The sequence below is a fragment of the Jeotgalibacillus malaysiensis genome (genome assembly GCF_044789845.1).
Classification (GTDB): Bacteria; Bacillota; Bacilli; order Bacillales; family Jeotgalibacillaceae; genus Jeotgalibacillus; species Jeotgalibacillus malaysiensis_A.
This window is the reverse complement of record NZ_CP085252.1, coordinates 485,698-512,654: the sequence shown is the minus strand read 5'-3', so window position 1 is coordinate 512,654 and position 26,957 is coordinate 485,698. Positions and strand designations below refer to the sequence as shown.

The following is a 26,957-nucleotide window of genomic DNA, read 5'->3' as shown; positions in this document are numbered from 1 at the left end:
CTGAGCAGGTTTCTTTTAGTTACCCGAAAGACCGATTATAATGGATCTCGTGACATGACATTTTCGATCGATGAAGGAGGAAAAGTATCATGACTAAAAAATTCTTAGAATCATTTACATTTAAAAATGGAATTACGCTTAAAAATAGAGTGCTGATGGCGCCTATGACAAACTTTTCTTCAAAGGATAACGGTGAAGTTACTGACGAGGAGATTGAATATTACCGCGTCCGTTCCGGCGGCGTTGGGGCAGTCCTGACTGCAGTAGCCAATGTAACGGATGACGGCAAAGGCTTCCATGGTGAAATTGGTGCACACCGCGATGATCTGATCCCAGGTCTTAAAAAGCTTGCTCATACGATTAAAGGTGAAGGAGCAAAAGCCATTTTACAAATCTTCCATGCTGGCAGAATGTCACCGCCTGAACTGCTTCCTGACAATCAGACAGTAAGTGCAAGTGCTGTAGCACCTGTACGTGAAGGGGCAATGACACCACGCGAGCTAACAAATGATGAAATTGAAACAATCATTAAGGCATTTGGTGATGCAACACGCCGTGCAATCGAAGCAGGATTTGATGGCGTGGAAATTCACGGAGCAAATACGTACCTGATTCAGCAGTTCTTCTCACCTCATTCGAACAGACGCGAAGATAAATGGGGCGGATCTGTTGAAAAGCGTATGACATTCCCGCTTGCAGTCATTGATGAAGTAAATAAAACGGTAAAAGCGTTCGGCGATGAATCATTTATCGTTGGGTATCGTCTGTCACCTGAAGAACGTGAAGAGCCTGGTATCACAATGGAAGACACGCTGACATTTACAGATCGTCTTGCACAGGAAGACCTTCACTACCTGCATGTATCTGTTCAGGACTTCCATCAGGGATCAATGCGCGATGATTCTGATACAGCATCACGCGTTCAGCTGATCCAGGACCGCGTCGGCGACAAACTGCCAATCATTGGCGTTGGATCACTTCATACGCCAGATGATGTGGAAAAAGCAATGGAAGGCGGCGTGCCGCTTATCGCGCTCGGCCGTGAAATCATTGTAGAGCCGCAATGGATTCAGAAGGTTGAAGCAGGACGTGAAAGTGAGATCAGAACATCACTGTCAGTAGATGACCGTGAAACACTCACTGTCCCTGAACCACTATGGCAGGCAATTGTAAATACTAAAGGCTGGTTCCCTGTAAAGGAACACCAAAACGCATAATGACTCATCCCTACTCTTACCCGGAGTGGGGATTTTTCTTTAATTTGTCATATAGATTCATAGCACCCGCTGCTGATTCCCGTTAGAATAAGAGGATGATGATGTAAAAAGGAGCGGAATTTCATGCACAAAAAACACAGTAACTTACTGTTAAAAACAGCCGCAATCTTCGGCTTAATCGGTGCCGGGATTGGTGGACACATGGCAGGCTCTTATGACTATGCCTTCAGAGCAGCTCACGCCCACATCCTCGTTGTCGGCTGGCTGTCATTATTCTCATGGGCGGTCTACTACCGTGTATTTAAGCCCATGTCAGTAAAACTTGCAACTGCTCACGTGTATACTGCGATCATCGGAACCATCGGATTAACATCCGGAATGATCCTGGATATTTTCAACGTACCACAGCCATTTTACTTTATCGTATATATCGGCGGCGGTGTTACACTGCTGGCTAGTTTTTTCCTCTTTGCACTTCTGGCATTTATGAAGCATGAGGAATAAAGGATGCTCCTGTCTTTTGAGGCAGGAGTTTTTGTTTTTTAATTGCTAAAAAGGGAATCTTACTAACTGAGTCTATTAAAAGAGGTGACCTTATGGCTAAAGATCCTGATATTGAAAAAATACTGATTCAGCAGCACCTTGCCAATGAACGGACGATGCTTGCCTGGATCAGAACTGCTATCGCACTGATCGGAATCGGATTTCTGGTCACGAACCTTCACTACACAATTGAAACCTCCGGCGCTTATAACACAGATTCCTTTATAAACTTTATCGGCTTCTTTTCAGTATTTCTCGGCATCCTAACGATTATTCTTGCCATGATTTCTTACTTTAAAAATGCTAGATCGATTAATAATCAATCATTCCATTCTTCAAGATATACAGTGATTTTGCTTGGCGTATTCGTGCTGATTGTAGCGATTTTGTTTGCGATTTATTTTGTGTTCAGCCTCTAACTGCTTCTGCCCTTTTTAAAAAGGGTATTTTTTTATGCTTGCAATCGATTTTAGGATATGATTAACTTACATTTATAAAACGTAATCGTTACGATTTAAAAAGGAGATTTTATCAATGGCTAAAAAATCAAAAGTAGTAAAGGAAAAAAAGCGTCAGGCACTTGTTGAAAAATATGCAGAGAGAAGAAGAGAATTAAAAGAAGCCGGTGACTACGCGGCGCTAGCAAAACTTCCAAGAGATTCAGCTCCATCAAGACTGAAGAGTCGCTGTGAAGTAACAGGCCGTCCACGCGGGTTCATGAGAAAGTTCAAAATGTCCAGAATTGCTTTTCGAGAGTATGCCCACAAAGGTCAGGTACCCGGGGTTAAAAAATCAAGCTGGTAAGGAGTGTGTCTGATGAACCCTTATTTACTGGAGATTCTGGAGAGAGATTGTGTACGATCCCTCTCTCCTTTTGATCAATCATTATATACATTTGTTACTGAAGCTGAAGAAGAGATTGCTGCTCAATGTGAAACAAAAGAAGAGTTTCTTCAAAAGCTTGTACAGCATTCCCCACATACACTTGCAGCTCAGCAGTTCGATCTGACCTTTGAACAGGTCATAATGCGGATGAAAAAGATTGAAATTCATATTGATGAACAGATTAACCAGAAATTAAAACGTCTGAAGTGGGAAGAGAAAACACCTGTTAAGCGACACCCGGGTGCTGTCACTTCCCAGTATTTTCTGCTGACTGTATAGAGGTAGAGGTGAGAACATGTTTGAATGGCTGATTGCCGGGGGCGGTATACATGGCTGTACGATCGCTGCACATCTTATAAAACAAAACATCATAAAGCCGGATCAACTAAAAATCATTGATCCCAACCCTGAGCCGCTTGCTGACTGGAAGGAGCGTACAGCGTTTATCGATATGCCCTACCTGCGCTCACCCGGGGTCCACCATCTGGACATTAAACCATTCAGCCTGAAGCAATATGGAAAACAAGCCGGCACTGAAACCGACTTTTACGGTCCATACAGCCGGCCGTCCCTTCATCTGTTTAACGAGCATTGTGATCGTGTCATAGAGGAGACTGCATTATGTAAAAGCTGGCATACTGGTTTAATGAGCATAGTCGTCAGAGAAAGCGATCACTGGATGGTTCAGACAAAAAAAGGTGACCGGTTTTATACAAAAAACCTTGTGATCGCAACCGGGATAAACCGTCGGCTGTTTTTACCTGAATGGGGTCACAAAGCTAAAAAACTGGCTCCTTCCCGAGTCTCACATGTCTTTGATAACAGAAAAGCAGCACCAGAAGGTCCGATAGCAGTGGTTGGCGGTGGAATCAGCGCCGCCCATTTAACGATTAAGCTGTCTAAACAATCTCCGGGGCAGGTTACTCAGATCACCAGACACGGTTACAGGGTGCACGACTTTGACAGTGACCCTGGTTGGCTCGGGCCAAAATATATGGATGGCTTCAGTAAAATGAACGCAGAGGAAAAGCGGCGGACGATCCAGCAGACAAGACATAAAGGATCAATACCAGCTGAGCTGAATCAAAAGCTTCATCACTTCAGAAAAAAAGATGCCTATCGTCTTTTGATTGATGAAATCGTAGATATTGAGTATAAGAACAATCAGTTTATTCTGATCACTCAGTCTGGAAAACAGCTGAAGGTCAGAACGATTTATTTTGCAACAGGGTTTGCCCCTGATGTCATGTCTGCTGATTTTCTGGCTAACCTAATCAAAAAAGAGAACCTGCAGTGCGCACACTGCGGATTCCCTCTTGTCAATCACCAGCTTGAGTGGTGCGATCATTTATTTGTCTCGGGACCACTTGCTGAACTTGAGCTTGGTCCTTCTTCAAGAAATGTGATTGGGGCAATGAAAGCTGCAGATCGAATCACAGCAGCTTTCTTCTAAACCTGGCAGCAATATAGAGAATCATAAACAATAATGCGATACTAAGCAGAATATTGGTTCCGAATACACCGCCTAAAAACGCGGTCTCTTCTGCACTGGTTAAAAGCAGGCTGACTGCTGCCAGGAAAAAGAAGAAGATTGAGATAATGAGCAAAACGAGCTTCCACCCCTGCTTGAACATTTGAATCCCTCCTATGCTTCCACGACTTCTTTTTCAGCACCGGAATCCTCATGGTGACGTGCACTTTTCATCAATCTTTCCAGATGCTTTTTAAATAGGTACATGACAATCTGGTGTACGTTGGCCTGGGTATATTTATAGATAAACCATGGCATCGCTGGTTCATATTCGTGAATTGCAATGATACATTCCTGCGTGTCAGGAATCTGTCTGAACTCAATTCTTCCACGGCTGTTTTCTGTGACCGAAGCAAACCGGCCGCCTGTTATTTTATAGAGTGCCCTGTACTGATCGCTTTCCTCAGGGGCATATGACAGCTCAAGTAAAGGCTTATTTTTGCTGAGCAGAAACACCTGACCCTTTTTATGAGAATCGACCTCTGTCCACAGAAGCGGCTTCGCAAACGTAGCCAGCCAGTCCATATATTCCTCACCAGCCCACTCTGCATTTTTACCTTCCGGCAGCATGACGCGCTGAACAGAGCGGACATCTTTTCCAATTGGATCAGGTTTCAGATAATCCGGTGCACCTGATGATTCCTCTTCCTCTTTTAAAGCAGTTTTAACAGCTTCTTTAAAAGAGATCTGACCGTCACTGATTCCTTCAACTTTATTTTTAGCTACCATTGGATGCTGAAGGCTTTCCACCAGTGGATAAACCATCTCCTTAGAAGCGCCTGTCACAAGCATGACCCATAAACGCGACAAATTGACCGTCATTAACGGAACATCGATCACTCTCGGTTTCTTGCCCATCACTTCAGCAGTCTGAATCATCATATCTTTATATGTCATGACTTCCGGTCCTCCGACATCAATTGACCGGTCCTCCACTTCCTTATTACCTACACTTTTACTCAATGACCCCACCACATCTTTCAGGGCAATTGTATGTGTTTTGGTACGTGTCCATTTTGGCAGCAGCATAAATGGAAGTCTTTTTGCGAGCTTGGATAAGATCGGGAAGGAAGATCCTTTTGGCCCGACAATCAGTCCCGCACGAATGGTCGTAACGGGCGTTCCATATGCACGAAGTACCTTTTCCACTTCAAGACGGCTGCGTAAATGCCGGCTCAATTTATTGCGCTCTTCATTCTGAGGAACAATCCCGCTCAGGTAAATAATCTGCTTTACTCCCTGCTTTTTCGCTGCACGAGCAAAGTTATCTGCCAGAATCAGGTCCATATCCTCAAATTTCGCCTGTGTTAATTTAGCTGCAGGCTTCATGGAATGAATAAGGTAAATCGCATAATCTGCTCCCTCAAGCGCTTTTTCAGCATCCTTCATCGAAAAGAAGTCAGCAGAACGCCAGGTAACACGTTCTGTATTTTCTTTATCATCACCGCTTCTTGAAAGGGCAATCACATCTGCTTTTTCCTGAATCTGCTCAAGCAGGTTTCCGCCTATATAACCTGTTGCCCCTGTCAGTGCAACGACCGGTCTGTTGTTTCCCATAAAATCGCTCTCCTTTTATTCGTCATATCTAATATGTATACCCGGTAATATCCAGGTACTAACAATCAAGAGCAGATGCTTTTTTGCATAGAAAAAAGACCGGGACGAAGGTGTCTCAGTCTTTAACCGTTTCGCTGCACTATGTTTTCACATAGAGTAGAATTATTTTTATTTAAGCTCTGCCTTCTTCACAAGCTGTTCTGTTGCCAATGAAAGTCCGGTTGTTGTTTCGTTGATCTCCTGAATAGAGGTTACGATTGTTTCAAGGTCTTTTTTGTTGCGGCCGAACATCTCAAGGTAGTTTTCCATCTCCACCTGGAAGGTTGTTAATCCGGTTTTGACCCGTTTCACATTATCCTGTGAAGCATGGTTTTCCTCATTAAGTTCCTTCATCTGTACAACGAGGGATTGAATGCCTTTATTGTTTTGATCAATCAATCCATTAATTTGACCGCTCAGTGCCTTTGCATTTTCAGCAAGCTTTCTGACCTCACTTGCTACAACCGCAAAGCCTTCCGTGTTCGCCCGCTCTTGCCGCTTCAATGGAGGCGTTTAATGCCAGCAGGTTTGTCTGGTCAGCGATGGCTTCAATGCCCTGCGTCATTTTTATAATTTCTTCAGAGGTATTTTTTAAATTGTTCATCCCTTCTACTGACAATCCTACCTTTTCAGCAGACTGAACAAATTGTCTTTCCATTTCATTCATCAGCTTTGCATTATCTTTTGCCAGACCTACAAGGTTTTTGCTGGACTTCTCTGTCTGACCGGTTTCTTCTAAAATTTGCGCTGCACTTTCACTTGTTCTGATCACCGTATGCTCAGCCTGTGTTACAGAGGCTGCAACTTCCTGGCTGACAGAAGCAATCTCCATTTGCAGCTGTTCATTACGCTGATTGGCTTCTTCAAGCGCGTTCATTCTGATCGTCATATAATGGTCTGTTACAAGCTGTGAATCAAGGTTCATCACATGTGTAATCGCTAAAAGTGATTTTTGCAGCTCGTCAGGGTCCTTTTGAAGCTTCTCTACTACTTTTGGAATAAGCAGTGTCTGGAAAGATGCATAGGTTGCAAGAAACCATGTAACCGGTACACCGAATCTGTTGTGTGTTTCTCCCATTCTTTTACGCATCGCAAAATACTCATCATCCAGTTTTCCGCTGAGTAAGCTTCTGAAGTAGTCGGCAAATACCTTTTTCAAGCGTTCACGTGTTGATGATTCTGAAGCAATCTTTGCCATCTCCGGGCTTTTCATTAAATGGTCGAGCACATTTTCCAGAATATCATCCAGAATGAAAGTGATGACAGGACTAAGCTCCTGCAGCTTTTGCACGTGTTCCTGTTTGAATCCCATATAAAAATAGTCTGTCTGCGAACTCTCGTTTTGTATTGGCAATCTCTCCTTTTGCAGGATAAGTCATTGGCGCGTTGTAATGGGAAATTTCTTTTCTTTTAAATGTTAGCATTCATATACCCTCACTTATATTATGATAATAGTCCTTTTATTATATAATAATTCTTTATTCCTATACCCTATTTATCATAAAAAAACAAAGCCTCATAAAAGAGACTTTGTCTATTAATCATTCTGAAAAAGGCTGCGCAGCTCGAGTGGATTATGCACGAGATCAGCAAGTGTATATTCATCCAGTACTTTTAAATAAGCCTGCAACGCTTTTGCAAGTGCGTGCTTTAGTCCGCATACCGGGGAAATGACACAATTTCCTCCGCCGGGCTGAAAGCATTCGACCAGTTCAAAATGATCCTCTGTTTTTCTGACCACTTTTCCTACATTGATCTCTTCAGGTTTTTTTGCAAGGCGGATCCCGCCCTTTCTCCCCCTAATCGTTTCAATGAGGCCCAGCTTGCCGAGCTCATGTGTGACTTTCATCAGATGATTTTTCGAGATCTGATAAGCATCAGCGATTTCCTGAATGTTAGAGAGCTCTCCCTCTTCTTTTGCGCCAAGATAGATCAGCACGCGCAGAGAGTAATCTGTATATAAAGTTAATTTCATTAACCTCACCCTATCTATGATTAAGATTTAATTATACATATAAAGACACATGACTGCCAAAACGAAAGATTAGATGTGTCTATTTTATTAAAGATGTATTTTCTATATTGCTTTTAAAATTAGATGCCTTATCATTAAGATATATTAAAAATACATCTTTAATGGAGTGATTGATTACATGCTATCTCAACAGACAATCGATACGGTAAAAGCCACTGTCCCTGCACTTGAAGTAAAAGGAACTGAAATCACAACCCGTTTTTATTCAATGCTGTTCGAAGCGCACCCTGAGTTGCTAAATATTTTTAACCATGCAAATCAAAAGCAGGGACGCCAGCAGACAGCGCTTGCTAATACGGTATATGCAGCTGCTGTTCATATTGATCAGCTTGAAGCCATTATTCCTGCCGTTAAAAAAATCGCCCACAAACACCGCAGTCTCGGCGTATTGCCAGAGCACTATCCGATCGTAGGAGAGTATCTGCTGAAGGCGATCAAAGACGTACTTGGTGATGCCGCAACTGACGAGATCCTGCAGGCATGGGGTGAAGCATACGGTGTCATTGCAGATGCATTCATTTCAATCGAGGAGGAAATGTATGATGAAGCCGCTTCAGCTGACGGAGGCTGGGAAGGTTTTAAAGACTTTATCATTGCTAAAAGAGAACAGGAAAGCTCATTAATTACTTCTTTTTACCTGAAGCCTGCTGACGGAGAAAATCTGCCTGCATTTAAGCCTGGACAGTATGTCACGATCCGCACGAAAATTCCGGGTGATGAGTATCTGCTGAACCGTCAATACAGCCTGTCTACTGCCTATACACCTGACTATTACAGAATTTCTGTTAAAAAAGAAGCAGAGATGGATCCAAATGGACGCGTATCAACATTCCTTCATGACGAGTTAAAAGAAGGAGATACTCTTGAACTGAGCGTACCTGCAGGAGATTTCTTCTGCAATATTCACGAGGAACACCCGCTTACTTTGATCAGCGGCGGTGTTGGAATCACACCAATGTATACGATGCTAAAATCAATCGCTGAAAAAAACGCAGATCGGCCAGTTACCTTTATCCATGCTGCACGTAATCAGGACGTTCGCGCTTTTGGTGAGGACGTTCAAGACACCGTATCAAAGCTTTCTAACGGAAAAAGTTATATTGTCTACGAACAGGAAGGACTTGATGGAGACTTCACAGGGTTTATCAATGCTGAAGTATTAAAGCAGGCAGCAAACCTTGAAGGTGAATTCTTCGTATGCGGCCCGGTTCCATTTATGGAGGCCGTGATTCAATCGTTGACTTCAATCGGTGTGCCTGCTGAAAAGATTAACTTCGAATTCTTCGGTCCTGCGATGGCGATTAAGACTGAGCAGACTGTGTAAATGATGTTGAACGTGAAAGCCCTCGTGTTGCGGGGGCTTTTTTGCGTGGCTTGATCGTGGTGAGTGGATGTGACCGTGAATTTGTCTGATGTGACGCGAAAATGGATCGATGTGACCTCAAAAATGCCGGACCTGACCCGAAATTTCCCCGATCTGACCCGAAAGCTATCCCGTCCTCTCCCAAACCCGACAACTTTTTTAAAAAGGGGTATCCCTTTCCCCCTCCACTTACGATCTAGTGAGTGAAAGGAGGTGATCAGCATGCCAAGCGTAACTACAGACAACGTCAGAATCAGCCTGCTGTTTGATGCAGGACTGAACGAAGCAGGTAAGCCATTTACAAAACGTAAGACATACAGCAGAGTCCGCCTGAATGCATCGGCAGAACAGATGTATAACACTTCAGTCGCACTTGCTTCTCTATCAGGCTACCCACTTATTGAGATCGGCCACATCGAAACAGGTGCTGTAACGATCTAATTAGCAAAATCAATTTAGAAAGGAGGAACTTACATGAATAAAACACTAGAACTTGTATTTATCACTGAAGAAGGCAAAAACGCTTCTTTAACAGTCGATAACCCGCTTGAGCCGGTTGATCCGGCAGCAGTTCAGGCTGCGATGCAGGCGGTGATTGATGAGAATCTGTTTATCTCTCCATCAGGCGCGCTTACAGGCATCAAGAGCGCACGCGTTGTATCAAGAGGCGTTGAAGCAGTTGAATTAGGCGTTTAATCAGAAAAGGCGGTCGGCTTCAGGGCTGATCGTCTTTTCAATTTTGCGAAAGGAGCTGAAGGAATGGAGCAGTGGATTTCTTTTATCAGTGATGTTGGTTTCCCAATCATTGTGACGCTGTATTTACTTCACCGGATTGAAGCCAAGCTTGAAGCAGTGATCCAATCCATTCACGGATTAACTGAACACAGAAAAGCGGAAGCAGGCGTTCAGGTCCGACAAGCATAAGACGCCTTGAGAGAAATGGGTGACCTTTCCCATTTACTCAAGGTGGCTTATGACTCGAGGACCTGCCTGCTGAAGCTGGACACCATCGAAAAGCGGAAGGCGCTCGTTCAGCTGCGACGGGCATAAGACGCGGAGCGGAAAACGGGTGACCTTTCCCGTTTACCGATGCGTGGCTTATGACCCGAGGAGCTAGCGCCTGAAGCTGGACAAAAAGAAAAGCGTAAGAAGGCGTTTAGGTCCGACAAGCATAAGACGCAATGAGAGAAATGGGCGACCTTTCCCATTTTCTCATTGTGGCTTATGACTCGAGGACCTGCCTTCTGAAGCTGGACAAGAAGAAAAGCGGAAGCGCCTTGCTCAGACCCGACAAGCATAAGGCGACCTGAGAGAAATGGGTGACCTTTCCCATTTTCTCAAGGTGGCTTATGACTCGAGGACCTGCCTGCTGAAGCTGGACACCATCGAAAAGCGGAAGGCGCTCGTTCAGCTGCGACGGGCATAAGACGCGGAGCGGAAAACGGGTGACCTTTCCCGTTTACCGATGCGTGGCTTGTGACCCGAGGAGCTAGCGCCTGGAGCTGGACATTAAAAGAACCTGAAACGGAAAGCCGTTTCAGGTTCTTTTATTTTCCCCGGGCGCTTTATACCAGCCCATCTTTTTCCAGAGCAGGTAATAAGCAAATGCGAAAGCTGCAGCCGCAACAATATTCACGAGAAATAACACTTCTCCATTTTGAATCAGATCAAAAATACCAAGCAGACTGAAAACAACAATGAAGACGCCCATTGCGCGTTTTTTCATTACGATTGCTGCTCCTTCTTACGTCTTTTAACCTCAAAATACCACATTAACATCGTAAAGAAGAATCCAAACATCACAGACTGGACTGCGTTTGGTCCCCAGTTAATCTGATCAGCAAGTGCAAGGTCCCATAGCGCTGAGAATACAAAATAAATGGCTGTGTAAATAACAAAACGGATCACAAATGACAATGTTGACGCTCCTTTTTAATCAGCTTTTTCAGATAGATACAGTATGACACAGATTCACGCAAAAAAGTGCTCACTCCTGTAATTGTTCAAGGTTTTGATTCATTTCATTTATTCCGCCCGATTAATATTTCCACATCAAGCGTCATATCCGTTTGGGTCAAAGCTTTAAAAGATGCCACTTTTTCAGGCTCAGCACGCCAGCTGAGCGGTGTCATATGAACCAGCGCTGTGATCGCCTGCTGATCAAGCCGCTGAACGACTGTCACAGTCATCTTTTCAATTACATCGAACTGCTCATAAAACGTAGAAACTGTTTCATCATTTTCATATCCGCTGCCAAAATAGTGCCGTCGCAGCTCCTGTAAATAACCGGAGCGCGGAACAATTTTAATGACTTCCCCATCCTCTTTTAACAGTCTGGCAAATTCACGGTAATTTGCCGGTGACAATATATTCAGTAGATAATCCACTGACCCGCTTTCTACCGGCGCCTTTGCAAGGTCAGCCGTAACCCATAACGCCTGTTCATAAAAACGCGCTGCAGTCTGGATTCCGTCTTTCGCAAGATCAACCCCAACGCCTGTAAAGCCGTCAAGTGACTCAACCGTTTGAGCTAAATGAGTCCCTTCACCACAGCCCGCATCAAGAATGACGCCGGGCTTCTTCGTTCTCAAATACGTAATAACCTCATCAATCGCAGGCTCAAAAAACGCTGCTTCATACATGAAATAATGTCGCGCCTCAAACAGATCCTTCGTATACTTCGTTTTAATATTTTTCGTTAATAGATGAAGCGAGCCATTCCTGGCAATATCAAACTGATGGTTGTGCACGCAGACCAGTATCAGTTCTTCCACACCAAGCTTTTCCCCGCATACAGGACACAGCAGATGCGGAAATTGCTCTCTGAACCTGATTGCAGCTGCTTCCCTCTTCTTTAATTTCATACAAAACGCTCCGATCAATTTTTCTTTATCATAACAAAAAGCGACAGAAATGTTTTCTTCATTTCAAATGTGACAAATGTTTGTCGAACCGCTGAGCGGGTAAATGAAAAGCAAAATCCTAAGGAGTGTTTCACAATGGAAAACAAGCATCAGGATTTCGGCGAAAAGGTTAAAGACGTGCTGAACAAGATGACTGGTAAAGATGAAAAAGATAACTATAACAATCATGAACACGATGATCCACTACTGAAAACTCAGCTGCACGAAGCAAAAACGAAAGGCCTTGTACGGGACGATTCCGGGATCAGCAAGAATAACAGCATTTAAAAAAATTGCCTGAAGAGCTTTCTTCAGGCAATTTTTTATGTATGAGAGATAAATTCTGGGATCAGACGAATATTATTATGCACAGGCTCATCAGTTATTCACACCTGTTATGCACATATCCACCAAAAATCCTTGAAAAAACAAGTGAAACCTCTTTACTTTATCCACATGTGGATGACTTGAATATTCGGGTTTTTGGTGGAGGGATTGTGGATAATTACATGTTTAACTTAAATTATAATTGATAAAACAGGTTTCTGATTATCGAAAGTCCAGTGTAGCGCAGCGAAACGATTAAAAAGGCCAAGACAAATATATGTCCCAGCCTCTTCATCAACCTATATATTTTTCACCAGTTCACGGTTCTTTTCCTTAAATACATCATTATGTGAAGAAACCATCGCAGCTGCTCCTGCATCAGGCGTAATGTAACGCTTCGCCTGGTTCACTGCATTCGCTGCATCATGGAAGGCACCCATCAGCAGATTCAGCTTGCCATCATGCTTCGAAATATCCCCTGCAGCATAAAGACCCGGCACACTTGAACCTCCTCCGGACTCCGTTTTAATGAAATACTCGTCGACCATCTGGATTGGCAGTTCACTGTTTTTAATGAGTGAAGCATCAATTTCATAGCCGTGATTGATAATGACATCATCCACTTCAAGTGAACTCGACTCATTGGTAATGCTGTGCGTCAGCTCTACACGGTCAATTGCATCGTGTGCCTCATTTGCATGCAGCTTCGTGATCTGTGTATTCAACAGACATTCAGCTGTGCTGTTCATCAGCTGACCGATTTGCGATTCATGCCCCTTGAAGTTACAGCTGCGGTGTGTGATATATACTTTTTTCGCAACCGGCTCAAGCTCATTCGCCCAGTCAATTGCTGTATTTCCGCCACCTGAGATCAGGACCGTCTTATTTTTAAACTTCTTCAGCGACTGCACTGTGTAATGAAGATTGGATACTTCAAAACGCTCTGCCCCTTCGATCTGCAGCTTTTGTGGATTTAAAATTCCACTTCCGACCGCTACGATGACCGTTTTAGAAATATGTACATTTCCACTCGCAGCTTTTACGATAAAGTGACCGTTTTCATTTTTACTGATGGACTCAACTTTTTCATTCAAATGAACTTCCGGGTTAAATGTGAGTCCCTGTTCGACCATCTGCTCCACCATTTTTGCACCTGTAACAGGCGGCATGCCCCCTGCATCCCAGATCATTTTCTCCGGATACACGTTTACTTTTCCGCCTAAATGCGGCTGATACTCAAGAATTTTCGCTGTCATTCCACGCAGCCCGCTGTAAAATGCTGAGTATAATCCCGCAGGACCTCCACCGATAATTGTCACGTCAAATATTTTTTTCTCCATGATCTTCACTCCTGATTTTCAAGTTGAAATCTCCCGTGAACGTTGATGTATAAGTTAATGATTCTCATTCTCATTTATAATTCTCTGATTATTGTAGCATATGCTTCACAGAAATGACATTGACAATTTTGTAGCAGGTGATTATAGTTGGATTGTTGCTAGTGAGAATCATTATCATACGTATTAAATAGGAGGCACCTTTATATGCGTCTATATACACAGGACTTATCAATCGGTTATGGCGAGAAAACAATCGTAAAAGATTTGAGCATAGAGATTCCTGACCGGAAAATCACGACAATTATTGGTGCAAACGGCTGCGGTAAATCAACACTTTTAAAAGCAATGACCCGTATCATCAACCATCAGTCAGGAAATGCGATTTTAGATGGTAAGCCGATTTCAGAGGAAGGTACAAAAGCACTGGCAAAGAAAATGGCGATCCTTCCGCAAACACCTGAAAGCGCTGCCGGATTAACTGCAGGAGAACTTGTCTCATACGGCCGCTTCCCTCATCAGAAAGGCCTTGGCAGGTTAACGAAAAGAGATATTGAAATTGTGAACTGGGCACTTGAGGTCACCGATACGATTGAATTTAAGCACCGTGCCGTCGATTCCCTATCAGGTGGTCAGCGCCAGCGCGTCTGGATTGCGATGGCACTCGCTCAGGAAACAGATATTATTTTCCTGGATGAGCCGACAACCTACCTTGATATGGCCCACCAGCTTGAAGTGCTTGAGTTGCTGCAGCGCCTGAACGTGGAACAGGGACGCACAATCATTATGGTCCTTCATGACCTGAATCAGGCTGCACGCTTTGCAGATTACCTCATTGCGCTGAAAGACGGTGAAATCGTTAAAACCGGTACCTGTGAAGAAATCATCCAGCCTGATGTCCTGAGAAAAGTATTCAATATAGATGCAACAATCGGTCGCGACCCTGTTACAAATAAACCAATGTGTCTGACTTATAACTTAGTGAAAGCTGCTGAAAAGATCGCAGTGAACCAATAGAGGAGAATGAACATGAAAAGCCTGAAGAAAACACTTTTACCATTTACAATCGCTGCATTTGCACTTGCAGCCTGCGGATCTGACGAGGATTCAGCTTCTGAAAACACAGAGCCTGCTGAAGGTTCTTCAGCAGAAGAAACGATTACGTATGAGTCTGAAAACGGTCCTGTAGAGGTGCCGGCTGATCCTGAAAGAATCGTCGTGTTATCCACATATGCAGGAAATGTCCTTCACCTTGATGACGATATTGTCGGTGTTGATTCATGGTCTGCTTCAAGTCCTAACTATGACTTCGGAGACGCTGAAGAAGTATCTGCTGAAAATATTGAGAAAATCATTGAGCTTGAGCCTGATTTAATTATCGGACTTGCAAGTGAACCAAACCTTGATCAGATCAGTGAAATCGCACCAACTGTGACCTTTACATACGGTGCACTGGATTACCTTGAGCAGCATATTGAAATTGGAAAAGTACTGAATAAAGAAGAAGAAGCAACTGAATGGGTAGAAGATTTCAAGCAGCGTGCTGCTGAAACAGGTGAAGAAATCAAAGCTGAAATCGGTGAGAATGCAACAGTTACTGTCATCGAAAACTTTGATAAGCAGCTTTATGTATTCGGCGATAACTGGGCACGCGGTACAGAAATTCTGTATCAGGAAATGGGTCTGAACATGCCTGAAAAAGTACAGGAAGAAGCGCTTGAGCCTGGCTACTATACTTTATCTTCAGAAGTACTGCCTGATTTTGTCGGTGATTATCTGATCGTCAGCCGCGTTGCTGATGCTGATAACTCATTTATGGAGACAGAAACGTATAAAAACATTCCTGCTGTTCAAAATGGAAATGCGTTTGTAGCAGATGCTGAAAAGTTCTATTTCAACGATCCGATTACGCTTGAATATCAGCTGGAATTCTTCGAGGAAAACTTCTTAGGTAATGAATGACCGGAAAAGGCTGCAGATGCTGCAGCCTTTTTTCGCATGAAATGAGTGAATTCAATGGATAAGAAAAAATCGATCGGGCTCAGATTTATCATTGCAGGTATATTCCTGATCGCAATGTTTACAGTAGCCGTCACATTTGGGGCTGCAGATACAACACTTAGGGATGTATTCCGTGCTGCCTTCACAGGAGATCGCAGTGCCACCTCCCTTGTATTAATTGAAATCCGGTTTCCGCGCGAAGTTGCAGCTGTTGTCGTTGGCGCCTCTCTCGCTGTATCAGGTGCAATTATGCAGGGAATGACGAGAAACCCACTGGCGGACCCTGGTCTGCTCGGCTTAACTGCCGGTGCTAATGCTGCGCTTGCAGCTGCTTTTGCTTTTATACCGGGGATTAATTATATGGGGATTATCATTGCCTGCTTTATCGGAGCTGCTGTCGGAGCCGGATTGGTTTTCGGGATTGCTTCATTGAAACGCGGCGGCTTTTCACCGATCCGTGTCGTTCTTGCAGGTGCTGCTGTATCAGCGTTTCTTTTTGCGATTTCAGAAGGGATTGCACTGACATTCAGGCTTTCTCAAAATGTGGCCCAGTGGACTGCCGGCGGACTGATCGGCACCACCTGGACACAGCTTGAACTGCTGATTCCGATTACTGCAGGTGGTATGATTGCTGCGGTTTTATTCTCAAAACAGCTGACGATCCTCAGTCTGAGCGAGGAAGTCGCTGTTGGACTCGGCTCTAAAACAGGTCAGGTAAAAGCAGTGTTTTTCGTGTTAACTGTGCTTCTTGCAGGCTCTGCCGTTGCACTTGCAGGTAATATTGCATTTGCAGGGCTGCTTGTCCCTCACATTGTACGCGCGATTGTCGGAACGGATTACCGCTTTATTTTACCGATGTGCGTGCTGATCGGCGGCTCGTTCATGCTGTTTGCCGATACATTCGGCCGGCTGATTAATGCGCCGTTTGAAACGCCTGTAGCCGCAATTGTTGCGATGCTTGGCCTTCCTTTCTTCTTATACGTTGTACGGAAAGGAGTGTCGATGTCTGCATGATTGATCCGCAGCTTTTGAAAAAACAGAGAATCTTAATGATTACTTTTATTTTGATTGTTGTGCTGACGATGATTGTCAGTATCGGCTTCGGCTACTCATCGGTTTCCTACAGTCGTATCCTCCCTACCCTGCTTGGCCAGGGGGAATTCAAGGATGAGTTTGTGTTATTTGAACTGAGACTGCCGCGTATGCTGATCACGCTGCTTGCAGGGATGGCGCTCGCTGTTTCCGGTTCAGTTTTACAAAGTATCACGCGTAATGACCTCGCAGACCCGGGAATTATCGGAATCAACTCCGGTGCCGGGGCTGCAGTCGCTGTATTTTTTTTGTACGCACCGCTTGAAGCAGATTCATTTGCTTATATGATTCCTGCTGTTGCATTTGCAGGGGCACTCGTTACTGCTATATTGATCTATTTATTTGCATACGAGAAAAGCACAGGGCTTCAGCCGATTCGCCTAATCCTTGTGGGTGTTGGCTTTTCGATGGCGCTCTCAGGGCTGATGGTTGTCCTGATCTCTTCTACTGACCGCCAAAAAGTAGACTTCATCGCTTCGTGGCTGGCGGGAAGTGTCTGGGGAACTGACTGGCCGTTTGTGTGGGCAATGGTTCCATGGCTCCTTGTGCTGATTCCGTTTGTTTTGTTCAGTGCGCAGAAGCTTAACATTCTAAATTTAAGTGAACCGGTGGCTGTCGGCGCTGGTGTCGGCGTGAATAAAGATCGGATCATTCTGATGCTCGCTGCCGTGGCACTTGCTGCAGCAGCAGTATCAGTCACCGGCGGCATCGCGTTTGTCGGTTTGATGGCACCGCACATTGCAAAATCACTTGTCGGTCCGCGTAACCAGCTATTTATTCCGCTCGCTATGCTGATCGGCGGCTGGCTGCTGCTTGTCGCTGATACAATCGGGCGTAACATTATTGAGCCTGGCGGTGTTCCTGCAGGGGTGATTGTGGCGATTATTGGGGCTCCTTACTTTGTGTGGCTGCTGTTGAAGAAGTGATTATTGGTTGTTGGTGGTGGTTCTTAGAAAAATCTCGATGGTTCTCAGAATCATGTAAAAAGACCTCCCCCTCCACCTGGCATATCTAAAGATGAAAACCCGCTGGTCCATCCAGCGGGTTTTCATCTATTCACTCTTGAATCCTCGCACATCTGATGCAAGCTGACCGAAAAAGTGATTCATATTCTGTTCATTAATCCACGCACGACCCCAGACATCTTCATTTGCAGCGAGCACACCCATAAACCAGATCCGGCGGGCAGCTACAAAGTATGGAAGAGCCTTTTTGTCGACTTCATCTATCTTCCGCACACTCTCATATCCATTTAAAAATGAGCGCCAGCACGTCTTTTCCTGCTGCGGATAATTATTTTTAAGGTTCCACCAGAATACAGCCAGGTCGTAAGCCCGGTACCCTGTACCACAGCAGTCATAATCGAACGCTTCTAGATTTCCATCATGTAAATGGAAGTTAAAATTATGGAAGTCGCCGTGACAGAATCCATAGGAAAGCTCTTTATTTTCAGCCACTTCCTTTACCTTACTGACCACTTCGTGCAGCAACGTCTCCTGCTCTTCAGTGAGCGCATGACCAAGCCGCTTCATAATAATTGCAACAGGCGCTTTTAATAAATGATTCACGTTCAGTTCGTACCCTCTGCTGTAAGTCGGCTTGAATCTGTCCGTTGCATTGTGTAAATTTGCGAGCGCACGGCCGATTCTGCCGCTGTTTTCTTCCGTAATTTCAGGACGTTCTCCTTTAGAATAAGTAAACATAACGCCAAAACGCGTTCCTTCAGGCGCTTCAATTTTAGTTAAATAATGCCCGTCTTTCCGTTTTACAGGAACGGATGAATGAATGCCTTCATGTTGAGCAAACTCGATCGCTTCAAGCTCGAATAAAATCGCATCCTCTTCACGCCACCCTTTACGGTACACGCGGAAAATATAATTATCTTCATTTGTTTTCAGCACATACGTATCGTTCAGACCGCGCGCTAAAAACAGACATTCCGTGACGTGTGGAAGATCATAATCATGAGCCAGATCTTGTATCGTTTGTTCTCCGATCAGTGAATGTTTGATGTGGATCATATTGACTCAATCCTTTCAGACGTAATACCTTAGTTATTCTAGATTTTCGTCAAAAATCCTTCCTTCTTATAAATCACACTCAACTTTTTACCTTTTGTATTCTTTTATCCAGACAAGACCGTATACAAAGGTTGGGATGATGATCGCTGCTGCAAGCAGATATACAGGATATGCCGGCAGTGTGTCCCACAGGAACGGCTGAATTACCATTGTTGCAATTAAAAGTGGAACAGCGACCCCCACTGATTTATACGCAGCCTTCGTTGCACTCCGTGTAATCTGAATCTCCCGCTCATCTGATTCCTGAAATTCTGTCATATTCATCGCAAATGCATTGAACGATCTGGAGCGGTCGCGTGTTTTATAGCTGTAGATCATCCATGGAATCGTGAAAATAAACAAAAGCAGCCATGGAATGGGACTCATTGATACATTGACTGTTTCAAACGCTGTCTCTCCGGATTCCTCGTCCGTGACTTCCTGCACGGCCTCAAAGTTGATCCCTGAAGACCCGATTGTCATCTCAGTTGATACTCCTACAGACTTTCCAAGTACGTCATCAACGGCAATCGCCTCATATCCATCATCAATTTCCTTCATCGTATGAATCGTACTGCTAACCGCTACCGCGAGCAACACGTAAAAAATGACACTGCATATCGTTTCAATCAAAACCCGTTTCACTGAACTTCCTCCTCTTTTGTGAAAATAGCTTCCACCGGTTCTCCAAACACTTCTGCAATATTTAACGCGAGCAGAAGTGATGGCGTATAACTCCCCTTTTCAAGCGACACAATCGTCTGCCTAGTGACACCAATTTTCTTAGCGAGATCGCCCTGCGTCAGTCCATCCCTCGCACGGAGCTCCTTCACCCGATTCCTGATCGCCATTTAATCTCCTCCAATATATGTTAGTTAAATTGTTAAGTAGACTTGTCATTTTGTAAAGTTGGTTTTACATTTAGTTGGTTCTATTAACTTGCTGGTGAGTGGTTTCAACGCAAAACATGTGGTGTTCGACGTTTAAGCAATGTTGTTCGACACTCAAACAGAAAGTTTCGACACTCAGCGACTATAGTTCAACGCTCAATCAGTCTTGTTCGACGTATCGTGTAAAAAGACCTATAAATCACTTTTCCAAAAAACACAAAAAAACCGGCAAGCACCCCGCTCCCCGGTCATCATCAATACTATTATTTCGGTCTCTCCAGCGAAAATACTTCACCCAACTTCGCGTAATTACTACCGGCGAGCCTGCTCACAGCCATCAGCTTATCGGCATGGATACGTCCCTTTTCATAAATCGCTTCATCAATATGAAACCGCACAATCCGACCGATCAGCAAGTCTGCGGCAGGCTTTCCATCATGTCCGCCCAGCTGGACGTTCTGCTCCAGGACACATTCCATTCTGAATCTGGACTCCTCCAGACCAGGCACACTCACCACTTCACTTTCAACAGGGGTCAGTCCGGCCAGTTCAACTTCACTCTCATCAGCCGGCAAGTTGGCTGACGTCTGATTCACCTTTTCCACGTTCGATTCATCCACAACATGGACGACAAATTCTTTTTTAAACTCAGCGTTTCGTGCCGTATCTTTCTGCTCACCGGCTTTTCGCTGAACTGACACCGAGATCATCGGCGGGTCAGCAGATACAATATTAAAATAACTAAATGGCGCTGCATTCAGCACGCCAGTCTCAGACTCAGTCGTGACAAACGCGATTGGACGGGGAATGATTCCGCCTGTCAGAAGTTTATAGTTGTCGCGTTCTGATTGGTTTTCAGGGTTGATGGATAACAATTAAATTCCTCCTTTTGATGAAAAAGCTGAATTCAAATCCCACTTCCAAAGCCGCTCAATCACAGCCTCACCACCTGCTTCAAACTCAATTCCGTCTGACGTCTCGTCCGGATAAATCCGTGCCGTCATCACAGCCTCACCGTTATTGATAAAGATTTCTGCAGATGACTGATCAAGGAAGAAATGGAGCGTTAAGCGGTCCTGCTCCTTCACTTCCACTGTTCTCGTCCCGCTGACCCCTGCACCGGATGCAGTACGGTCGAGTGTGACTGCTGATTCCTGTCTGGACCATTTCAGAACCGTTTTCTCGTCATTGCCGCAACGGAAGTTTACGTTAAACGCGTCAGCATCCTTCACATTGACTTCAAGCTTCATCTCAAGGCATGTGCCGCTGATTGAATCAAACGTTTGTTTAGATGAAATGGGTTCATTTTCAACGTACATTTCTTCTTTTCTCAGTTCAGCAAGTTCCGGCAGCGGCTGAACGAGCAGGCGTTCACCGTCAGGCACAAGCACACGCGGAATTGTCATCGCCCCGCAGAATCCATGCGCCTGCGTTGGCATCTCGCTCTCCCACATATCCATCCAGCCGATCATCACGCGCCTGCCTTCAGGATCTTCAAGTGTCTGAGGCGCATAAAAATCAAAACCTGCATCCAGCATATGAAAATCTTCATGTGTAAATTTCCCGGTTTCATAGTCCAGCTCACCAAGGACATAAACTGCCTGGTGGAGATTATGAAATTTGTCACCTTCAGGCTTCACGCCCTGAGGCGACATCACAAGAACGTCCTTCTCCCCTAAATGAAAGAAGTCCGGACACTCCCACATGAATCCTCCATTCTCTTCTTTTTTCGCTGAAACGGCTACGAAATCCCAGCTTTTAAGATCATTGGACTTGTAAAGGAGCACCTGTCCCATATGATCCTTCGTCCTCGACCCAAGCACACAGTAATATGTACCATCACGTTTCCACACCTTCGGATCCCTGAAATGGAATGGGTGAATATCTCCTTCAGGTACCTCAGTGATCACGGGCTTCTCCCATTTTGTAAAATGAATGCCGTCACTGCTTTCCGCAATCATCTGCACCTGCTTCAGATCCGTATCATGATCCGGACCTGTCCACACATTTCCCGTATACATCGCAACCAGCTTTCCATCCACCTCAATCGCGCTGCCCGAAAAACATCCATCCGCATCGTCCCGCAAACTCGGTGCAAGCGCCACAGGAAGGTGCTCCCAATTCACCAGGTCCCTGCTCACCGCATGTCCCCAATGCATCGGCCCCCACTCCGGTGAAAACGGATGATGCTGATAAAACAAATGATACTCTCCATTAAAATAAGAAAAACCATTCGGATCATTCATCCAATACGCCCGCGGCGCCACATGAAACCGCGGATACCAGTGATGCGCCCGCGCTTCCTGCTCCTTCTCCTGAATCGACGCCTCTGCAATTTGAATCTCCTTCTCCATTACGTCACCTGCTTTCGGGTTGTTGAGTTTATTTTAGCACTTAGTGGGATGCAGTTGGGAAATTGGGGGTTGGGTTGGGGGTTCCGTCTTTAACATGGGCTGTTCGCCACTTAACACACGATGTTCGACGTTCACCACTCCATCTTCGCCACTCATCGCTCAATGTTCGACGCTTAAAATTAAACTTCAACACTTCGGGTATATTTACCCAACAAAGTACATCCAATGATACTTTTAAAAAACTCGTGTAATTAGCATAAGAATCATATATGCTTGTTGAAACTAAATAGAATTGGAGGAAGTACTATTGATTTTTTATGAAAGAAAACCCTCAATCCGTGCGCATGCCTATGAACTTCTCTCAAGACATTTGCCGGATGATCATCCCGCTAAAGCCGCCCTTTTAAAAGAATCTTCTATCATCAGAGCTGGTGAATTTGGTGAAAAACGTATTGATCAACTACTGCTCCCTTTTGGATCTGATGAATTTCTGATTGGTTTAAATCTGATTTTCCCTTATGACGGTGAAACAATTCAAATCGACCACTTAGTGTTAACACCCTCTTTTGCATTAACGATCGAAACAAAGCACTTAAAAGGACACGTAAAGCTGGATCTGGAAAACGAACAGATGTATCGTCATGAACCCGATGGCTCTATTTTTACTTCCACTCACCCTTCACTTCAAACAGAAAGACACCAAAAAGGTTTATCTAAGATTTTGAAAAAAATGAACATTGACCTCCCCATTTATTCTTTAATCCCATTCACACATCCCAGCGTCCATTTAGAAGCTGTCGGTTCTAGGACACTTCTGCCTAAAGAAATTTGCCGCGTTGAGAGATTTACAATGAAATTGAGAACACTGTGCGAGGCGAACCTTCCCCGGAAAATGAATCCGTATGCATTACTTGAACTTGCAGAATCACTAAAAACATATACAGTGAATGAAAAAATCTACCATACTTTCAACAGGTTCAATATTCATCAAAGTCAGCTGATCCCCGGCGTATGGTGTAATCATTGTTCTGAGTTGTTCTGTATTTGGTCAGGACGGCGCTTTCGTTGCTCAGTGTGCGGAGAGCCTGACGATGAGACGTATATGAATACTCTATTTGTTTACCTCACTTTTGTATCTGATTCTATTGCGAATAAGCAGGCACGCATAATATTGAAGTTAGCACGCCCCGGAACAGCAAGAATCCTGATGATTAATGCCGGCCTGGAGCCGTTCCATAAGACAAGTAAGAGATTTTACCGTATGAAGAAACCCTTTCGCGCCAATTAATTGGTGCTTTTTTTATGAGTCAATATACCCGAAGTGGCGAACGTTCACCATTTAGTGTTGAACCACTGTAATTTAGTGTCGAACATGTGGCGATGAACGTTGAACACCCGCAGTTTACCCTCGAACACACTATGTTGAACATCGAACCCACAAACAAACCCCCAGTTTCCCAACTGCATCAAAGGCTTAAAAATATTTCCAACCCCCTATTGACCAAGCGTATCAACCGTATTACAATAAGTAGTACAGATAATACACTAATATTTGGAGGAGGGTGCGGATGTTTACGTTGGATACGCGCAGCCGGGTGCCGATTTATGAGCAGTTGATGGATCAGCTGAAGACGCTGATGATTCGGGATTTGCTGCAGCAGGATGAGCAGTTGCCGTCTGTCAGGAGTCTGGCACAGGAATTGACGATTAATCCGAATACGATACAGAAAGCTTACCGTGAGCTTGAGCGCGAGGGATTTATTTATTCCGTTCCTGGAAAAGGCAGTTTTGTGGCACCGTTACAGAATGAGGGGAATGAGGAGAGATTGGAGATGCTGAGACAGGACTTAGAAAAAATAGTGAGTGAGTTTTTATTTTTGGGCGGATCGAAGGATGATCTCATTCATCTGATTCAAAAAATTGAAGTGGCGGAAAGGGAGGGTGACAAATGATTCAGGCAACCGCAGTTAATAAGCGTTTTGATGATCTGCAGGCTGTTGAGAATCTCACACTCCATGTGAAAAAGGGATCTATTTATGGACTGCTCGGATCAAACGGTGCCGGTAAAACGACCCTCCTTAAAATACTTGCCGGCATTTACAAATATGATAGTGGTGAAGTAAAAATTGCTGATAAGGCGGTTTTTGAAACACCCGAAACAAAGCAGCATGTGCTGTTTATCCCGGATCAGCCGCACTTTTTGCACCAGACTTCTTTGAATGATATGGCGGGCTTTTATAAAGAAGTGTATGCGCGCTGGAATGAAAAAAGGTTTCAACAGCTGACTAAGCATTTCAGAATGAATCCTGATAAGAAGCTGACGAGAATGTCTAAAGGAATGCAGCGCCAGGCTTCATTTATCCTCACCCTGTCTGCAATGCCGGATGTCCTGATTTTAGATGAGCCGTTTGATGGGCTGGATCCGGTTGTACGCCAGCAGATGAAGAATGCGATTTTGCAGGATGTGGCGGACCGTGGGCTGACGCTGATTGTGTCTTCGCATAATCTGCGTGAGATGGAGGATTTCTGTGATTACGTTGGGATTATGCATAATGGCGGACTGTTATTTGAACGGGATCTGGATGAATTGAAGACAGATATTCATAAGCTTCAGATCGCTTTTAAGCAGCTGCCTGAAAAAGATGCATTCCTGAGCGGCCTTGATGTGCTGCACTATGAGAAGCGCGGCAGTGTACTGCTGATTATAGTAAAAGGGCGCGAAGAAGAAATTCTACCTTATGTAAAAAGCTTCAACCCGGCGATATTTGATCTGCTGCCGTTGACGCTTGAAGAAATCTTTATTTATGAGCTGGGAGGTGTTGGCTATGAAATCCGGAATCTTATTGTGGAATAAAGGGCTGTTCAGACAGCAGCTGCGGGCAATTACATGGATCGGTGTATTCTTATCACTCGCGCTTGCGATTATGCTGCCGCTCAGTATGTTTATTCGTGAAATGACATTCAGAAATGATCAGTTCTATGCAGGATATTCAAGTATGTATGGAGATGTATTGAATCCACTAATGGACTTCTCCCTCCCTTTCCAGCTGATGGCATTCTGCTCATTTCCAGTACTGATCGGGATTATTCTGCTGAACTTTATGACGAATAAATCAGCAACGGATTTCTTCCACAGTCTTCCTTTTAAAAGAGGAACGATCCTGACGAATGTGTATATTACAGGGGCGATTACGCTATTTGTACCGCTTGTGATTACAGGGATTCTGACAGCTGTACTGTATCCTTTCCTGACTGATCAGTTCTATGCGATTTCTGATATTTTCAGCTGGATCGGGCTGTCTTATCTGATTATGCTGTTTATGTTTATTCTGACAGTTGCAATTGGGATTTTTGTTGGGAACGCGCTGCTGCACGGGGCGCTGACGTATACAGTCATTATTGTACCGGCACTGATTATTCTGCTTGCGCTGACGAATCTGCAGTACTACGTGCAGGGTCTGGCACTGACGACTTATACTGAAACGCTGCTGACGAACGGGATTTTCTTTGGCAGACTGATTGAATTAACACAGACGCCATTCAGCCTCCTTGAGTATCTGGTCTATACACTAATTGCTGCTGCGCTTGTAGCCTTCTCTTACTTTGCTTATGCGAAGCGGCCTTCTGAAGCGACTGATCAGACGATTGTGTTTCCGTTTTTCCGCTATGTGTTCCTCTATAGCCTGACACTGTTTGTCATGCTGATCTCAGGCTTTTATTTTACAGAAATTCAGCAGGGCAGCTTTATGTGGACGGTTGTCGGGTATGTGCTTGGTGCGTTTATTGCCTACACCGTATTACAGATGATCCTTCAGAAAACGCTGCGCCTATCTTGGCCGTGGAAGGGATTTGTCCTGTACGGCGTCATGATTACGCTGCTGATTATCCCGGTAAACCTTGTAGCCGGTTTTTATGAAAATAAGGTGCCTGAAGCAAGTGCAGTTGAATCTGTAGAAATTATGAGTCCGAATTCACGAAATAACTATATGCACATTGAAGGGATGCAGGCACCTTCGTTAAGTGATCCTGAAGCGATTGAAATGGTGACTGCTGTTCACGATCAGCTTGTTGATCACACGTACAACAGATTATCAGGTGACTGGAGCTCGGTGACGATCGATTATACGCTTGAAGACGGCAGCACTTTATCAAGAGAATACAATGTGAACCACGACTTCTTAAAAGAAGTGACGCTTGAATTAAGAAGTACGCAGGCGTTTAAAGAAGCGTATGATCCAGTGTATTTAGCGACAAAAAGAGATGATTTAAACTATATTTTGTTCTATTCAAATGCTAATGGCGAGCCAATCAGAATCGCCGATGAAGAAGAGATGGAAAGCCTGATCGCTGCAATGAAAGCTGATCTTGAGGTTCTCCCTTCTGAGGAACTGGCACTTGACTGGAGTCCACAGTCTGCAGGTGAACTCCAGTTCTCTATGAACCTGCCATATGATTATCATGCAGGGATTACAAAAGACCACGAGAATACGATTGAGTGGATGGATGAGAACGGCTACGGTGATGCACTGTTTCTTCCTGAGAACCTTGAAGAAGTGACGGTTGCTAAATCTGAAGGCGACGAATTTTTCCGGGAAGTAGATACCGTTGTATATGAAAACAGAATCTCACCGGAGGAGTTAGATGTTCCGATGATCACAATCACAGATCAGGAGCAAATCGAAGAACTATTTGATCTTGGCGATTCCAATAGCTACGGAGATTATGTGATTTTCTACCGTGTAAATGACGGCTACAGCTTCCTCGGTATTAATGAGTCTGAAGCACCGGAATTTATCACAAGACAGTTCGACTAATTGAATGAA

32 protein-coding genes and 2 pseudogenes are annotated in these 26,957 nt (G+C 44.4%); 19 read left to right on the top strand and 15 right to left on the bottom strand.

Features of this window, described 5'->3' with window-relative positions; genetic code table 11:
• The first annotated feature begins 89 nt into the window (after positions 1–89).
• The 6 genes from LG330_RS03015 to LG330_RS02990 all read left to right on the top strand — a co-directional run bounded on the left by LG330_RS03015 (position 90) and on the right by LG330_RS02990 (position 4,098).
• On the top strand, positions 90–1,217 hold the full coding sequence (locus LG330_RS03015) for an NADH-dependent flavin oxidoreductase (RefSeq protein WP_404407255.1): 1,128 nt from the start codon (positions 90–92) through the stop codon (positions 1,215–1,217).
• A 123-nt stretch (positions 1,218–1,340) separates the two neighbouring features.
• Complete coding sequence (locus tag LG330_RS03010; protein WP_404407253.1) at positions 1,341–1,721, top strand: hypothetical protein; 381 nt, start codon at positions 1,341–1,343, stop codon at positions 1,719–1,721.
• A gap of 92 nt (positions 1,722–1,813) precedes the next feature.
• The gene (locus LG330_RS03005) at positions 1,814–2,179 is read left to right on the top strand and encodes a YidH family protein (RefSeq protein ID WP_404407252.1); all 366 of its coding nucleotides are present in this window, start codon (positions 1,814–1,816) and stop codon (positions 2,177–2,179) included.
• A 115-nt stretch (positions 2,180–2,294) separates the two neighbouring features.
• Complete coding sequence (gene rpsN / locus LG330_RS03000; protein WP_404407250.1) at positions 2,295–2,564, top strand: 30S ribosomal protein S14; 270 nt, start codon at positions 2,295–2,297, stop codon at positions 2,562–2,564.
• Between the two features lie 12 nt (positions 2,565–2,576).
• Entirely contained in the window at positions 2,577–2,924 is a 348-nt protein-coding gene (locus LG330_RS02995; RefSeq protein WP_404407248.1) for a hypothetical protein, read from the top strand.
• A gap of 16 nt (positions 2,925–2,940) precedes the next feature.
• A complete protein-coding gene (locus tag LG330_RS02990) occupies positions 2,941–4,098 on the top strand; it encodes a SidA/IucD/PvdA family monooxygenase (RefSeq protein WP_404407246.1) in 1,158 nt (385 codons plus the stop codon).
• Here the strand turns inward: LG330_RS02990 and LG330_RS02985 are convergent.
• The 6 genes and pseudogenes from LG330_RS02985 to LG330_RS02965 form a co-directional block, all read right to left on the bottom strand.
• Positions 4,079–4,279, bottom strand: a complete 201-nt coding sequence (locus tag LG330_RS02985; protein ID WP_404407245.1) for a hypothetical protein — start codon at positions 4,277–4,279, stop codon at positions 4,079–4,081. The two genes, LG330_RS02990 and LG330_RS02985, sit on opposite strands and share 20 nt — an antisense overlap.
• Positions 4,280–4,290: 11 nt before the next feature.
• Complete coding sequence (locus LG330_RS02980; protein ID WP_404407243.1) at positions 4,291–5,733, bottom strand: NAD(P)H-binding protein; 1,443 nt, start codon at positions 5,731–5,733, stop codon at positions 4,291–4,293.
• 168 nt (positions 5,734–5,901) lie between these two features.
• A pseudogene (locus LG330_RS02975) lies at positions 5,902–6,697 on the bottom strand (methyl-accepting chemotaxis protein).
• A gap of 21 nt (positions 6,698–6,718) precedes the next feature.
• A pseudogene (locus tag LG330_RS18540) lies at positions 6,719–7,084 on the bottom strand (protoglobin domain-containing protein); the annotation flags it as partial.
• Positions 7,041–7,196 (bottom strand): hypothetical protein, encoded by a 156-nt coding sequence (locus tag LG330_RS02970; protein WP_404407241.1) that lies wholly within the window; start codon positions 7,194–7,196, stop codon positions 7,041–7,043. The gene LG330_RS02970 and the pseudogene LG330_RS18540, both read right to left, overlap by 44 nt.
• A gap of 113 nt (positions 7,197–7,309) precedes the next feature.
• The gene (locus tag LG330_RS02965) at positions 7,310–7,747 is read right to left on the bottom strand and encodes an Rrf2 family transcriptional regulator (RefSeq protein WP_039807032.1); all 438 of its coding nucleotides are present in this window, start codon (positions 7,745–7,747) and stop codon (positions 7,310–7,312) included.
• 178 nt (positions 7,748–7,925) lie between these two features.
• Between LG330_RS02965 and hmpA the strand changes: the two genes are divergently transcribed.
• The 4 genes from hmpA (at position 7,926) to LG330_RS02945 (ending at position 10,094) form a co-directional block, all read left to right on the top strand.
• Positions 7,926–9,131: an NO-inducible flavohemoprotein gene (hmpA, locus tag LG330_RS02960; RefSeq protein WP_404407239.1), complete on the top strand. Its 1,206-nt coding sequence runs from the start codon at positions 7,926–7,928 to the stop codon at positions 9,129–9,131.
• A gap of 261 nt (positions 9,132–9,392) precedes the next feature.
• Positions 9,393–9,611 (top strand): DUF1659 domain-containing protein, encoded by a 219-nt coding sequence (locus LG330_RS02955; RefSeq protein WP_039807028.1) that lies wholly within the window; start codon positions 9,393–9,395, stop codon positions 9,609–9,611.
• 33 nt (positions 9,612–9,644) lie between these two features.
• Positions 9,645–9,866 (top strand): DUF2922 domain-containing protein, encoded by a 222-nt coding sequence (locus LG330_RS02950; protein WP_404407237.1) that lies wholly within the window; start codon positions 9,645–9,647, stop codon positions 9,864–9,866.
• Positions 9,867–9,929: 63 nt separating this feature from the next.
• Positions 9,930–10,094 (top strand): YvrJ family protein, encoded by a 165-nt coding sequence (locus LG330_RS02945; RefSeq protein ID WP_404407235.1) that lies wholly within the window; start codon positions 9,930–9,932, stop codon positions 10,092–10,094.
• A gap of 613 nt (positions 10,095–10,707) precedes the next feature.
• Here LG330_RS02945 and LG330_RS02940 read toward each other — a convergent pair.
• The 3 genes from LG330_RS02940 to LG330_RS02930 all read right to left on the bottom strand — a co-directional run bounded on the left by LG330_RS02940 (position 10,708) and on the right by LG330_RS02930 (position 12,034).
• A complete protein-coding gene (locus LG330_RS02940) occupies positions 10,708–10,896 on the bottom strand; it encodes a hypothetical protein (RefSeq protein WP_404407234.1) in 189 nt (62 codons plus the stop codon).
• Positions 10,896–11,087, bottom strand: coding sequence for a hypothetical protein (locus tag LG330_RS02935; protein ID WP_404407232.1), 192 nt, complete (start codon positions 11,085–11,087; stop codon positions 10,896–10,898). The genes LG330_RS02940 and LG330_RS02935 overlap by 1 nt, the downstream gene beginning before the upstream one ends.
• Positions 11,088–11,191: 104 nt before the next feature.
• The gene (locus LG330_RS02930) at positions 11,192–12,034 is read right to left on the bottom strand and encodes a putative RNA methyltransferase (RefSeq protein ID WP_404407230.1); all 843 of its coding nucleotides are present in this window, start codon (positions 12,032–12,034) and stop codon (positions 11,192–11,194) included.
• A gap of 135 nt (positions 12,035–12,169) precedes the next feature.
• Here LG330_RS02930 and LG330_RS02925 point away from each other — a divergent pair, with 135 nt between their 5' ends.
• Positions 12,170–12,361, top strand: a complete 192-nt coding sequence (locus tag LG330_RS02925) for a hypothetical protein (RefSeq protein WP_404407228.1) — start codon at positions 12,170–12,172, stop codon at positions 12,359–12,361.
• Between the two features lie 338 nt (positions 12,362–12,699).
• On the opposite strand, the gene LG330_RS02920 is transcribed toward LG330_RS02925, so the two are convergent.
• A complete protein-coding gene (locus LG330_RS02920; RefSeq protein ID WP_404409482.1) occupies positions 12,700–13,743 on the bottom strand; it encodes an NAD(P)/FAD-dependent oxidoreductase in 1,044 nt (347 codons plus the stop codon).
• Positions 13,744–13,944: 201 nt separating this feature from the next.
• On the opposite strand from LG330_RS02920, the gene LG330_RS02915 reads away from it, so the two are divergent.
• The 4 genes from LG330_RS02915 to LG330_RS02900 are packed head-to-tail and all read left to right on the top strand — an operon-like array spanning position 13,945 to position 17,756.
• A complete protein-coding gene (locus tag LG330_RS02915) occupies positions 13,945–14,754 on the top strand; it encodes an ABC transporter ATP-binding protein (protein WP_404407226.1) in 810 nt (269 codons plus the stop codon).
• A gap of 21 nt (positions 14,755–14,775) precedes the next feature.
• Positions 14,776–15,699, top strand: coding sequence for an iron-hydroxamate ABC transporter substrate-binding protein (locus LG330_RS02910; protein WP_404409480.1), 924 nt, complete (start codon positions 14,776–14,778; stop codon positions 15,697–15,699).
• 54 nt (positions 15,700–15,753) lie between these two features.
• Positions 15,754–16,752, top strand: coding sequence for a FecCD family ABC transporter permease (locus LG330_RS02905; RefSeq protein WP_404407224.1), 999 nt, complete (start codon positions 15,754–15,756; stop codon positions 16,750–16,752).
• Positions 16,749–17,756 (top strand): FecCD family ABC transporter permease, encoded by a 1,008-nt coding sequence (locus LG330_RS02900; protein ID WP_404407223.1) that lies wholly within the window; start codon positions 16,749–16,751, stop codon positions 17,754–17,756. Before LG330_RS02905 ends, LG330_RS02900 begins: the two co-directional genes overlap by 4 nt.
• Before the next feature lie 126 nt (positions 17,757–17,882).
• On the opposite strand, the gene LG330_RS02895 is transcribed toward LG330_RS02900, so the two are convergent.
• The 5 genes from LG330_RS02895 to LG330_RS02875 all read right to left on the bottom strand — a co-directional run bounded on the left by LG330_RS02895 (position 17,883) and on the right by LG330_RS02875 (position 22,134).
• A complete protein-coding gene (locus tag LG330_RS02895; RefSeq protein ID WP_404407222.1) occupies positions 17,883–18,851 on the bottom strand; it encodes a phosphotransferase in 969 nt (322 codons plus the stop codon).
• A gap of 87 nt (positions 18,852–18,938) precedes the next feature.
• Positions 18,939–19,535 (bottom strand): hypothetical protein, encoded by a 597-nt coding sequence (locus LG330_RS02890; RefSeq protein WP_404407221.1) that lies wholly within the window; start codon positions 19,533–19,535, stop codon positions 18,939–18,941.
• On the bottom strand, positions 19,532–19,735 hold the full coding sequence (locus tag LG330_RS02885) for a helix-turn-helix transcriptional regulator (RefSeq protein ID WP_404409478.1): 204 nt from the start codon (positions 19,733–19,735) through the stop codon (positions 19,532–19,534). The genes LG330_RS02890 and LG330_RS02885 overlap by 4 nt, the downstream gene beginning before the upstream one ends.
• Before the next feature lie 308 nt (positions 19,736–20,043).
• Positions 20,044–20,655: a flavin reductase family protein gene (locus tag LG330_RS02880; protein ID WP_404407220.1), complete on the bottom strand. Its 612-nt coding sequence runs from the start codon at positions 20,653–20,655 to the stop codon at positions 20,044–20,046.
• A complete protein-coding gene (locus LG330_RS02875; RefSeq protein WP_404407219.1) occupies positions 20,656–22,134 on the bottom strand; it encodes a glycoside hydrolase family 32 protein in 1,479 nt (492 codons plus the stop codon).
• A gap of 307 nt (positions 22,135–22,441) precedes the next feature.
• On the opposite strand from LG330_RS02875, the gene LG330_RS02870 reads away from it, so the two are divergent.
• The 4 genes from LG330_RS02870 (at position 22,442) to LG330_RS02855 (ending at position 26,948) form a co-directional block, all read left to right on the top strand.
• Positions 22,442–23,422: a nuclease-related domain-containing protein gene (locus LG330_RS02870; protein WP_404407218.1), complete on the top strand. Its 981-nt coding sequence runs from the start codon at positions 22,442–22,444 to the stop codon at positions 23,420–23,422.
• 280 nt (positions 23,423–23,702) lie between these two features.
• A complete protein-coding gene (locus LG330_RS02865; RefSeq protein ID WP_404407217.1) occupies positions 23,703–24,086 on the top strand; it encodes a GntR family transcriptional regulator in 384 nt (127 codons plus the stop codon).
• Positions 24,083–24,988, top strand: a complete 906-nt coding sequence (locus tag LG330_RS02860; protein ID WP_404407216.1) for an ABC transporter ATP-binding protein — start codon at positions 24,083–24,085, stop codon at positions 24,986–24,988. Before LG330_RS02865 ends, LG330_RS02860 begins: the two co-directional genes overlap by 4 nt.
• The gene (locus LG330_RS02855; RefSeq protein ID WP_404407215.1) at positions 24,960–26,948 is read left to right on the top strand and encodes a DUF6449 domain-containing protein; all 1,989 of its coding nucleotides are present in this window, start codon (positions 24,960–24,962) and stop codon (positions 26,946–26,948) included. Before LG330_RS02860 ends, LG330_RS02855 begins: the two co-directional genes overlap by 29 nt.
• Positions 26,949–26,957: the final 9 nt, after the last annotated feature.